The 12,695-nt window shown below is 39.4% G+C and carries 7 protein-coding genes; 5 read left to right on the forward strand and 2 right to left on the reverse strand.

What is annotated here, in order from left to right; translation table 11 throughout:
• Positions 1-120: 120 nt before the first annotated feature.
• Complete coding sequence (topA, locus tag RF53_RS05510) at positions 121-2,829, forward strand: type I DNA topoisomerase (RefSeq protein ID WP_039036869.1); 2,709 nt, start codon at positions 121-123, stop codon at positions 2,827-2,829.
• 171 nt (positions 2,830-3,000) lie between these two features.
• Here the strand turns inward: topA and RF53_RS05515 are convergent, their stop codons facing one another.
• Positions 3,001-3,243, reverse strand: coding sequence for a hypothetical protein (locus RF53_RS05515; protein ID WP_006792156.1), 243 nt, complete (start codon positions 3,241-3,243; stop codon positions 3,001-3,003).
• A 226-nt stretch (positions 3,244-3,469) separates the two neighbouring features.
• On the opposite strand from RF53_RS05515, the gene RF53_RS05520 reads away from it, so the two are divergent.
• Complete coding sequence (locus tag RF53_RS05520; RefSeq protein ID WP_010557473.1) at positions 3,470-4,024, forward strand: TIGR00645 family protein; 555 nt, start codon at positions 3,470-3,472, stop codon at positions 4,022-4,024.
• A 66-nt stretch (positions 4,025-4,090) separates the two neighbouring features.
• On the opposite strand, the gene RF53_RS05525 is transcribed toward RF53_RS05520, so the two are convergent.
• Positions 4,091-5,713, reverse strand: a complete 1,623-nt coding sequence (locus RF53_RS05525) for an alpha-glucosidase family protein (protein WP_039036870.1) — start codon at positions 5,711-5,713, stop codon at positions 4,091-4,093.
• 660 nt (positions 5,714-6,373) lie between these two features.
• Here RF53_RS05525 and RF53_RS05530 point away from each other — a divergent pair.
• From RF53_RS05530 to RF53_RS05540, 3 genes are all read left to right on the forward strand, one after another.
• Positions 6,374-9,160 carry a TonB-dependent receptor gene (locus RF53_RS05530; RefSeq protein WP_006792153.1) on the forward strand — a complete coding sequence of 929 codons (2,787 nt, stop codon included), beginning with the start codon at positions 6,374-6,376 and terminating at the stop codon, positions 9,158-9,160.
• A gap of 115 nt (positions 9,161-9,275) precedes the next feature.
• Positions 9,276-10,769 carry a tryptophan halogenase family protein gene (locus RF53_RS05535; protein WP_039036871.1) on the forward strand — a complete coding sequence of 498 codons (1,494 nt, stop codon included), beginning with the start codon at positions 9,276-9,278 and terminating at the stop codon, positions 10,767-10,769.
• Positions 10,769-12,625 (forward strand): glycoside hydrolase family 13 protein, encoded by a 1,857-nt coding sequence (locus RF53_RS05540; RefSeq protein WP_039036872.1) that lies wholly within the window; start codon positions 10,769-10,771, stop codon positions 12,623-12,625. Before RF53_RS05535 ends, RF53_RS05540 begins: the two co-directional genes overlap by 1 nt.
• Positions 12,626-12,695: the final 70 nt, after the last annotated feature.

The following is a 12,695-nucleotide window of genomic DNA, read 5'->3' on the forward strand; positions in this document are numbered from 1 at the left end:
AAATACTGAAAAGTTTGTATTAAAAGCTTGTAACAACTAGTGTTTGTAGATATACCTATAAATATTCGCACCGCTAATGCGGTAAACACATTTTCAATATTTGGTTAGAAATAGGCAACTATGGGCAAATCGCTAGTAATTGTAGAGTCACCTGCTAAGGCTAAAACAATTAATAAATACTTAGGTAATGACTTTATCGTAAAGTCCAGTATTGGACATGTACGAGACTTACCTACCTCAGGTTCGAGCAAAGCAAAAGTGCCGGCAACTAAAACGCCAGCAGAAGTGCGTAAAATGCCACCGGATGAGAAAGCAGCTTATAAACAGCAACGAGATTACACAAACCTGGTTGCACGTATGGGGATTGATCCTGAAAAAGGCTGGCAGCCTCATTACGAAATCCTACCGGGTAAAGAAAAGGTTGTTCAAGAATTACAAAAGCTGGCCGAAAAAGCAGACCAAATATACCTCGCAACGGATTTGGATAGAGAAGGGGAAGCAATTGCTTGGCACCTTCAAGAAATCATTGGTGGTGAACCAGAAAAATACAAACGCGTTGTTTTTAACGAAATTACTAAAAATGCCATTCAGCAAGCGTTTGAAACACCGGGTGAGCTAAATACAGACATGGTATTTGCTCAGCAAACTCGTCGCTTTTTAGACCGTGTTGTGGGCTTTATGGTATCGCCGCTTCTGTGGGCAAAAGTAGCGCGTGGTTTATCTGCAGGGCGAGTACAGTCAGTTGCAGTACGATTACTCGTAGAGCGTGAGCGTGAAATAAAAGCGTTTATTCCAGAAGAGTTCTGGGATATTCATGCAGATGTTAAAAATAGCGAGTCTGACTTACGTTTAGAAGTCACTAAACAAGCAGACAAGCCATTTAAACCTGTAAATGAAGCACAGATCAAAGAGGCGGTAAAAAGCCTTGAGAGTGCAGAATATAAAGTTGTTAATGTTGAAGAAAAACCGAGTAAAAGTCGCCCAAGTGCACCTTTAATCACATCAACAATGCAGCAAGCTGCCAGTACACGTTTAGGTTATGGTGTTAAAAAGACCATGATGCTAGCGCAGCGATTGTACGAAGGTGGTTATATTACTTATATGCGTACTGATTCAACAAACTTATCGAAAGATGCTGTTGAGATGTGTCGTGAATACGTTACAGAGCAGTTTGGCTCAAAATATCTGCCAAAAGAACCAATTAACTACAGCTCTAAAGGTAATGCACAGGAGGCACACGAAGCGATTCGTCCTTCTAGCGTTACTGTACTGTCTGGACACCTTGAAGGTGTAGATGCCGATGCTAAAAAGCTCTACGAATTAATATGGCGTCAATTTGTAGCGTGCCAAATGGTACCTGCAGAGTACGATTTAACAACCTTAACTGTTGCGGCTAACGATTTTCAGCTTAAGGCAAAAGGGCGTGTGCTTCGTTTTGATGGTTGGACCAAAGTGCAACCAGCTGTTCGTAAGAAGAACGAAGAAGATCAATCACTCCCAGCTGTTGCAGTGGGCGAAACACTCACACTTGTTGAACTTGATCCTAAACAGCACTTCACTAAGCCACCAGCGCGTTTTAGTGAGGCAAGTTTAGTAAAAGAGTTAGAAAAACGAGGAATAGGTCGTCCATCTACTTATGCTTCTATCATTTCTACAATTCAAGACCGTGGCTATGTGCGGGTAGAAAACCGTCGTTTCTTTGCTGAAAAAATGGGTGAAATTGTAACCGATCGTCTGGTTGAAAACTTTACCGATTTAATGAACTTTGATTTCACAGCAAAAATGGAAGGCCGTTTAGATGATATAGCAGAAGGTGAGCGTGTATGGACGCAAGTACTTGATAAGTTTTACGCTGATTTTTCAACACAATTAACCATTGCAAAAGACGAACCAGAACAAGGTGGCATGCGTCTTAATGAAATGGTTGAAACTGATATAGAGTGTCCTACCTGTAGCCGTAAAATGGGTATTCGAACTGCTTCAACCGGGGTGTTTTTAGGGTGTACTGGTTATAACTTACCACCTAAAGAACGTTGTACTACAACTATGAATTTAGTGTCGGGCGATGAAGCGGTTGCCGCTGATGTTGAAGACGAAGAAACAGAAAAATTAATGCAAATGAAGCGCTGTCCTGTTTGTGAAACAGCGATGGATTCGTATTTAATCGATGAAACCCGCAAGTTACATGTATGTGGTAACAATCCAGCGTGTAAAGGGCATATTGTTGAGCAAGGCACGTTTAAGATTAAAGGCTATGACGGTCCAATTATTGAGTGTGATAAATGCGGCTCAGACATGGAACTTAAATCTGGACGTTTTGGTAAATACTTTGGCTGTAATAACGAAGAGTGTAAAAATACACGTAAGTTACTAAAAAATGGTGAAGCCGCTCCGCCTAAAGAAGATCCAGTTCATATTCCTGAATTAGAATGTGAAAAATCAGAAGCCTATTTTGTATTACGAGATGGTGCTGCAGGTATATTTTTAGCTGCAAATACATTCCCTAAATCGCGTGAAACTCGAGCACCTAAGGTTGAAGAGTTAAAACGATTTAGAGATCGTATATCCCCTAAATTCTACTATTTAGCGGACGCACCAGGTCAAGACCCAGATGGTAATCTTGCTGTTGTGCGCTACAGTCGTAAAAACAAAGCGCAGTATGTTATGACTGAGATAGACGGCAAAGCAACTGGTTGGACTGCTCATTATGAAGCAGGTAAGTGGGTAGAAGAAGCCAAGAAAAAAGCTGCACCTAAAAAGAAAGCAGCTGCTAAAAAAGCCCCTGCTAAAGCAAAACCTAAAGCAAAAGCAAAAAAAGATGAAGAGTAACTAAAGCTCGTTTTTAACACCTTATAGTTACAAAAAACCGGAATGCACAGCATGTGTCTATTCCGGTTTTTTTATGCTTGGTAATTGTGCTCGCAACGGCTTTTTGGCTGTTCAATTAGCTAAGCATAGCTAGCCTTAAAAGCAGGCTTAAAGCATATCTTTGAGTCAGGGTTAGATTTTTACAGAAGTTACTTTTTGATAGCCTTCTGATTCAAGCTCATCATTTACGCAATTTAAAACATACGCGTAAAGGTCTTCATTCATTACATCGTCGTCTTTAGCCCAGTTAACGCACATCTCAGTGTACTCTTTTACCATTTGTGCTGATGCTACAGGTGTATCGTCTGCTACTGAGTATGTTGCATATACTGCAAATAGTGACGCTGTAAGTGATGCAAGTAATGCTTTTTTCATTCGTTTATTCCTAAAAATGGTTTTATAGCGGTGATTGTTGCTATTAAACAAACATGTCCAAGCAGAACGCTTCTGTTGGTATGCTGAATTTAATCGAATTTTAAATAAAAGATAACGAAATATATTTATCGTAAAGATAAGTTTATTTATGAGCCGTATTTTATAATTATTTGTATAACCTTAATTAATACGTTAATGTCGCCTTTTTTAATTCGTAGATTAATAAATGACACCTAACACTCCCGTTACACCCAAAAAAAACATCCAATCAACCAATAAAATAGAGCATGCACTGGAGTCGTTTATTTTTAAAGGACGTTGGTTGTTAGCGCCTTTTTTTGTTGGCCTTTTGTTTGCAGTTATTTTGTTATTAATAAAGTTTTTTAAACAACTTTATTTAATGGGGATCGCTACTTTTACCGCATCAAGCCAAGATTTACTAGTAGGCATATTGACGCTGGTTGATACAGCGTTACTTGCAGGCTTATTGTTAATTATTATATTTAGTGGATACGAAAACTTTGTGTCTAAACTAGGTATAGATAATCATGAAGATAAGCCATCTTGGATGGGTAAAGTGGGGTTTTCAGGGCTGAAAATGAAGCTTATCAGCGCAATCGTTGCAATATCGGCTGTAGAACTATTAAAAGTGTTTATAAATTCAGAGGCGCATTCAAACGACGAGCTACTATGGAAAGTAATAATCCACGTTACCTTTGTGATGTCTGGAGTGTTGTTTGCATTTACCGATTACCTCAATAGTAAAACCCATAACCATTAAACTTACCTAAAAAAAGCCCATGTTATTACATGGGCTTTTTTGTAACTAATTAGCGGTTAGTATCAATTAGCACTTTGCGTAATAGCATGCAAAAGGCGCTAATAGTAATTCATCGTTCGTTACATGGCCTTTGTGGTGGCTAAGCTCACTAAACTCTGTTAATACTTCAGTTGGCAGCGATAGCGATGCTTCAGTGCCACTTAAATTAAAAACACACAACATTTTTTCATTTTCGAATGTTCTGTAAAAAGCAAGTACAGGCTCATGTGTGTTAATAAATTCAATATCGCCTTCAAGTAGCACGGTTTTTGTTTTTCGCCACGCCATAAATTCACGATAAGCATTTAAAATAGAATTATGATCATGTGTTTGCTGTTTTACTGATTGCTGCTTATGCTGCTCGTCTACAGGCAGCCATGGCTTAGTGTCACTAAAGCCTGCATGGTGTAAATCGGCATTATCCCATGGCATCGGCGTTCTACAGCCATCACGGCCTTTAAAGTTTGGCCAAAAGGTTATTCCATACGGGTCTTGCAAATCTTCAAAGGCTACGTTTGCTTCCCCTAGGCCTAATTCTTCACCCTGGTACATACATACGCTACCGCGCAAGGATGCGAGTAGGGCGGTGAGCATTTTACATTGCTGTGAATTAACTTCGCCATTTTGACTCCAACGGCTTGCTACACGTTCAACGTCGTGATTGCTAAACGCCCAACAAGGCCAGCCTTCTGTCATTCCTTTTTCAAGGGTTTGCACGGTTGTTCTTATATACTCACTTGAATAATCGTTAGTCAAAAGCTCAAAGCTATAACCCATATGCAGCTTATCACCGCCTTGTGTGTACTCTGCCATAGTGGCTAAAGAGTCCTCTGACGAAATTTCACCCAGTGATACAGTGCCTGGGTATTTATTAAGTAACGCACGAATATCTTGCATAAACTCAATATTTTCAGGTTGGGTATTATTGTAATAGTGGTATTGAAATGCGTAAGGGTTGTCTTCACTGAAACCACGGCCTTGGCGTTTTTCTTTTGGTTTTGCAGGATTATCACGAAGCTGCGCATCATGATAGCAAAAGTTAATGGCATCGAGTCTAAAACCATCAACGCCTTTTTTAAGCCAAAACTCAACGTTATCTAGCACTTCTTTTCTAACATCTGGGTTATGAAAATTTAAATCGGGTTGTTCAGTTAAAAAGTTATGAAGGTAGTATTGCCCTCTGCGTGGTTCCCATTGCCATGCACCGCCGCCAAAAATTGATAACCAGTTATTTGGTGCAGTGCCGTCTTCTTTAGAGTCAGCCCACACATACCAGTCGGCTTTGTCGTTACTTTGATTTTCACGGCTGTCTAAAAACCATTGATGTTGATCTGACGTGTGGCTTAACACCTGGTCGATAATAATTTTAATATCGCGGTTGTGTGCTTGTTCAATAAGCTCATCGAAGTCGTTTAAATTGCCAAATAAAGGGTCAATATCACGGTAGTCACTAATATCGTAACCAAAATCTTTCATTGGAGATTTAAAAAATGGCGAAATCCAAATAGCATCAACACCTAAGCTCTTAATATAATCAATACGATTAATTATTCCTCTTAAATCACCAATACCGTCGTTGTTGCTATCTTGAAAGCTACGCGGGTAAACTTGATAAATAACCGCACCTTTATACCACTGCTTTTGGGCCATGCTTTTCTCCGTCATTCCAAACAGTTTTTTAAATTCTTATATGTGATTATGGTAAATCACGTTATTTGCAAAAAGCATACGTGAAGGCCGAGATACTGTAAAAAGACTGCATACGTATGCACAAAAATAAGCATGTTTGAGTGACTTCAAAAAGCGTCTATTTAGTTTTTAGGAAGCGTTGTCATTAAATTGAATCTGTTTACCAATTGTATGTAATTAAAAAGTAACACGGCATAGCACCTCGCAAGTGCATATTTTTGCTGGATTGCACTATAATAGTGATTGCATGTAATGGTCTTACCAATTTCACATTGATATTTATTAGTTAAATTTAGCCAATGGTGTATAGAACTAATTTATTTCTTAATAATTACAAGCTGTTAAAGCAGGTTTAAATCATTAGGCTATTTTGCATAATTGTAATATTCGGATAAAATTTGTTGCACCAATTAATATCATTTAAAACAGTGTGTTACTAAGTTTTGTGTGAAGTTTATGTTAATTTATGTTGGTTTTATAAGGCTTGAATACGTATGCATAAACTTGTTAATAAAATAAACCAAGCGTTAATATCCATCCTGACAACAAAATAAGCTCGCCTCGGTTTACTATCACTAAACAATTGAGCGGGTATCACAATATGGGTAACGGGAAAACATCATGTCTATGTTCAAACCAAGTATATTAACTCTGGCGTTAGCTGCTGCTGGCATCACTAGTTTTGCAGCAACTGCAGCGGAAGAAAAACAATTAAAAAATGATGACGTAGAAGTTATCGAAGTTAAAGGTTTTCGTGGCAGTATTGTAGAATCAATCAACACTAAACGTTTTTCACCAGAAGTCGTTGAGTCTATCTCTGCAGAAGATATCGGTAAGTTACCTGATTCGTCGATTGCTGAGTCTATCGCTCGTTTACCTGGCTTAACAGCACAGCGCCTAGACGGTCGTGCAAGCCGAGTGAGTGTTCGTGGCTTTAGCGAAAACGAAAGTGCCACTACATTTAATGGTCGTGAGCAAGTATCAATTGGTGATAACCGTGGCGTTGAGTTCGACCTTTACCCATCTGAAATAATGAGCGGCGTTACCGTTTATAAAACACCAAGTGCGAGTATCGAAGCTGAAGGCATCGCCGGTGTTATCGACATGCAAACCGTTAAACCTTTAAGTAAAGGTGAACGTGTAATCATGTTTAATGGTCAACTTGAGCAAACGGGTTTTGGTAAGCTTAATCCAGACGGTGATGATCAAGGTTACCGCGGTACGGTCTCATACATTGACCAATTCGCAGATGACACCATTGGTGTTGCGTTTGCTCTAAACACAATGAGTTCACCAAACCAAGAAAAGCGTTGGAACTCATGGGGTTACCCAGAGTTTACTACTGAAGATGGTCAATCATATTCTATTTTAGGTGGTGCTAAACCATACGTACGTTCTTCAACGCTTGAGCGTGATTCAGCAATGCTTGTATTAGAAGCTGCACCGACTGATAAATTAAATATGACGTTTGATGCGCTTTATATCGACTTTTCAGATGAACAAATTTTGCGCGGTATCGAAATTCCATTTGCATGGGGTCAAGGTTCAATTAGCTCAGATTCAACAACAGTTGATGCTGAAACTGGATTTATCACAAGCGCTGTGACAGAAGGTCAGCGTGTTGTTGTTCGTAACGATCATCAAGAACGAAAAGCCGAATTAACGCAGTTTGGTTTTAATGCAAAATACGATATTAACGACAGTTGGAGCACAGAGTTTGATATTAGCCGCTCTGAGGTTGAACGTCAGCTATGGAGCATTGAAAGTTATTCAGGCACAGGTCGAGGTGATGCTAATGGTGTTGCTGACAACATTGGTTATATGCTTGATGGTGGTAATACAGGTGCACAATTTTCTCATGAGCTAGATTACAGTGATTATAACCTAATTCAATTAGGTGGCCCGTTATCGTGGGGTGGAAGTAAAGCCCTTAATGACAAATATGGTTTAACTGACACACCATTTCAAAATACAGCACAAGATGGTTTCATCAATGCGCCAGAAGTGAATGATGAACTAACCACGTTAAAACTTGCTGCAACTAAAATTCTAGACAACGAATACGTTAATGCTGTTAAATTTGGTATGTCTTATCGTGACCGTGAAAAATCAAAGTTATCTGAAGGTTATTTTTTAACACTTAAAGATTTTTCTCTATCTAACCCAGGTATGGTTTCGGTTCCAGAGCAGTACCGTTTAGGTTCAGCTAGCTTAGACTTCATTGGTATGGGCGATATGATTGCCTACGATACTCGTGCCCTAATAAACGATGGTTACTATGATTTACTTCAAGAAAGCCTTACAGACCAAAAACATAAAACACAGTCGTGGACAGTCCAAGAAAAAGTAACTGCCTTCTTTGTTCAAGCCGATATTAACGCAGAAATTGGATCAATTCCGGTAACAGGTAATGTGGGCGTTCGCTATGTTAAAACTGAACAGTCTTCACAAGGTTCAGCTGCTAACACAGTAGACGGTCTTGTAGTTGTTACACCAACAGACGTAAGTCACGACTATAGCCACGTTTTACCAAGCATTAACTTGTCGTTTGCAATCGACGAAGAACAAACGTTACGTTTTGGTGCGGCTAAAACTATTTCACGCGCATTGTTAAACGATATGAATGCGTCAATCAATGCATCATACGGGCAACAACCAGATGATAATGGCAACTTTTGGAGCATTTCAGGTGGTAACCCTAAACTAGAGCCAAAAGAAGCGACAGGCTTTGATATCAGTTACGAAAATTACTTTAATGCAGAAGGTTACTTCTCTGCTGCGGTTTTCTATAAAGATATCAACCAGTGGATATTTGATGGTACTTACGCAGTCGATATGTCTGGCGTAGCTAATCCTGCAACGGGTGAAATACCAGCAACTTCTTCAGGTACTGGTAATGGTAAAGTAAATGGCGGCGGCGGTGACCTATGGGGTTACGAGCTTTCTCTTGCGCTACCGTTTAACGTATTTCATTCTTCACTTGATGGCTTTGGTTTAATTGCAAGCCATACAGGCATTGAGCAAGACGTTGAAGATCAAAATGGGAATGAATATGAACTTGTTGGCTTATCTGACCAAATAGATAGCTTGACTGTTTACTACGAGCGTAATGGCTTCCAAGCGCGTACAAGTATGCGTAAACGTAGTGACTTTAAAGGTAACGTAAATGGATTAGGCCTTGCTGCAACTCAAGTTGACATTAAAGGTGAAACAATTTGGGATGCACAATTGGGTTTTGATTTTGGCGAAGCAGGTGTTGATAGCTTAGATGGCTTAAATGTAACCTTCCAAGTACAAAATATTACTGAAGAACCGTTTACCACTTTAAGTGGCGATAACGCGCTACAAGTACGTGACTACCAAGATTATGGTCGTACGTTCTTATTGGGCTTTAGTTACAAGCTATAATAAACGTTGTGTGTAGGAGCCCTTGTAATTTATTTTACAAGGGCTTTTTTATAGCTACTTTATCTAAATTTTATCAAACTTAACAAAGCTTTGGCTTGTACAAGTGGGCAATACTATGAAACCAATAAAAAACGTTGTTATTGCGGGCGGTGGGACCGCTGGTTGGATAGCCGCAGCGCTACTTAATAAAGTGTTAGGTAAAGTAATTAACATTACCCTTATAGAATCCAGCAGTATTGGTACTATTGGCGTTGGTGAAGCGACCATTCCGCCTATTATTCAGCTCAACAATGCGTTAGGTATTAATGAACAAGACTTTATAAATGCTACTAATGCCTCTATAAAACTTGGCATTGAGTTCGAAAACTGGAAAACACCATCACATAGTTACATGCATGCGTTTGGCTCGTTTGGTAAAGACTTTCCGTTTTGTGACTTTTATAACTTTTGGGTAAAAGGGCAAATTAGTGGTAGTGAGGATTCTTTATGGGATTTTTCACTTAATTACCAAGCAGCTAAAAAGCACAAGTTTGCACCACTAAGCGCTATTCCTAATACACAGCTACCTGGGATAAGTTACGCTTTTCATTTTGATGCGACCTTATATGCTGAGTACCTTAAAAAACTGGCATTATCACGCGGTGTAAAACACATCGATGCAAAAATAGAGCGTGTTACTCAGTGCCCAAATACAGGCCAAATTAACAGTCTAACGCTTGATAATAATAGCCAAATAGAGGGGGATTTATTTATAGATTGTACGGGTCAACGTGCACTTTTAATTGAGCAAACGCTTAATACAGGCTTTGTTGATTGGTCGCATTATTTACCATGCGATAGCGCCGTAGCAGTGCAATCAACAGGAAGTGACGAATTAAGGCCTTATACGCGTTCTATTGCACATAACGCAGGCTGGCAGTGGCAAATACCGTTGCAAAATAGAACAGGAAACGGGCTTGTTTACTGCAGTCGATATTTATCTGACGAGGGCGCGACTGCACTTTTACTTAATAACTTACCGGGTGAACCTACAACAGAGCCTCGCTTAATAAAATTTAAAACTGGGCGACGCTTAAAGCAATGGCATAAAAATGTGGTAGCAGTGGGGCTTTCAAGTGGGTTTTTAGAGCCGCTTGAGTCTACCAGTATTCATTTAATTCAAAGTGCTGTTATACGTTTAATTAAGTTATTTCCTCATAATGGCATTAGTGATGCGCTTGTTACTGAATTTAATAAGCAAAGTGTTACTGAAATAGAACATATTCGCGACTTCATTATTTTGCATTACAAATTAACCGAACGAGAAGACTCGCCATTTTGGCGCCAATGTAAGCAAATGGATATACCTCAATCGTTAGCTCATAAAATAGATTTATTTAGGCAAACAGGAAAGGTAGTGCGCGAAAACGACGAGCTATTTGCAGAAGTGGCTTGGCAGCAGGTGTGTATTGGACAAGGTCTTATTCCCGAGGATTATAACAACATCGTTGACTCACTCAGTAGTGAACAACTAAACGATTTATTCTCAACACTAAAAACGCTTATTACCTCAACGGTAGATCAATTACCCACTCATAAAGATTTTTTAGCAAAAATTAAAAAGGCCTGATGATGCAACTTTTAAAAAAGCTTTTACTTGTAAGTGCCTGTACTTTACCAACCATTAGCTACGCACTTGACGTTGAGCCAGCTAATTGGTGGGTTGGCATGAACAAAAACACGATTACCATCATGGTTCATGAGCAAAACATTGCAAACGAGCACATTAAATTAGCTAAATACAACGGCGTTAAGTTAAATAAAGTAACCCGTACCGATAATCCAAATTATGTATTTTTAAATATTACCATTACCGACGCCGCTAAAGCCGGAACGCTTAAGTTTAATAGCAGCGAAACAAGCAATAACTTTGAGTTCCCACTTCTTGAACGAGATAAAAACAGCGCTCAGCGTCAAGGGTTTACATCAGCTGATACGCTTTATTTAATTAACCCCGATCGATTTGCTAATGGTGATAAACAAAACGATACCGTCCCAAGCATGTTAGAAGCAGCAAGCCCGAGTATAAAAGGTGGGCGCCACGGTGGTGATATTCAAGGCGTTATAAACGCGCTTCCCTATTTAAACGACTTAGGCGTAACACAGCTTTGGCTGACGCCTGTGCTTGAAAACAACATGCCTAATTATTCTTATCATGGATATGCAATTACAGACTTTTATAAGGTTGACCCACGAATGGGCTCAAACCAGTTATACAAAACGTTATCTGTAAAAGCAAAAGAGCAGGGTATAGGCCTTGTAATGGATATGGTTCTTAACCATTTTGGCTCTGAGCATACTTGGGTTAACGATAAGCCAACTAAAGATTGGATTAACTTTAATGGTGAGTTTAATAAAGGCAAAAATGCCACCAGCCATGCGCGTCAAACCATACAAGACCCACACGCCAGTGAGTACGATAAACGCCAGTTTAACGATGGTTGGTTTGTAGAAACCATGCCTGATTTAAATCAGCGCCAACCACTGTTAAGTGAATACTTAATTCAAAATGCGATTTGGTGGATAGAATACGCCGATTTAAGCGGCATACGCGTTGATACCTACTCATATTCAGATAAAGCATTTTTAAGTGATTGGACAAAAGCCATAATGCAAGAGTATCCAGACTTTAATATTGTTGGAGAAGAGTGGACGTCTAACCCTGCTATTGCTTCTTACTGGCAACGTGGCAAGCATAATCAAGATGGGTATACATCAAGCTTACCAAGCGTGATGGACTTTTCGTTGCAAGAGTCGGTAATTCAAGCGCTAAATGAAGATGAAAGCTGGAACACGGGTTGGGTTAAAGTATATGAATCGTTAGCTAATGACTTTTTATACCCTGATACAAATAACATTATGGTGTTTGCCGATAACCACGATATGAGCCGTGTTTACACTGAGCTAGGTCAAGATGTAGCCAAAACAAAAATGGCGATGACCTTGTTTTTAACCACACGTGGCATACCGCAAATGTATTACGGTACGGAAGTACTATTAGATAACACCCCAAGTCAAGACCATGGCGATATTAGAATTGATTTTCCTGGAGGGTTTGATGGGCAAACACGTAACGCCTTTACCAAAGAGGGCTTAACAAAACAGCAAAAAGAGATGCATAACACCATCAGTACGCTGCTTAACTTTAGAAAAAACAGCTCAGCACTAGATAAAGGTAAACTTGTACACTTTACGCCTCAACAAGGGGTTTATAGTTATGCACGTATTAGCGACGAGCAGAAAGTGTTGGTATTTATGAATAAAAACACAGAGGCACTACAAAAAAATATTGAGTATATGCAAGAGGTGATGCCTAAGAGCACAACAGCATTTAATTTATTTACTCAAAAAACACAAAAGCTTGGCAAAACCATTGAACTACCAGCTATGAGCGCAACTGTATTAGTTATCAATAAGCCACAATAGTGACCTGAATACGTATGCAGCAACTGTATGGTTGCTGCAGTAATCTTTAGTATAAAGTTAATAACAATAC

This window comes from Pseudoalteromonas sp. ECSMB14103, from assembly GCF_000813065.1.
Lineage (GTDB): Bacteria > Pseudomonadota > Gammaproteobacteria > Enterobacterales > Alteromonadaceae > Pseudoalteromonas > Pseudoalteromonas marina.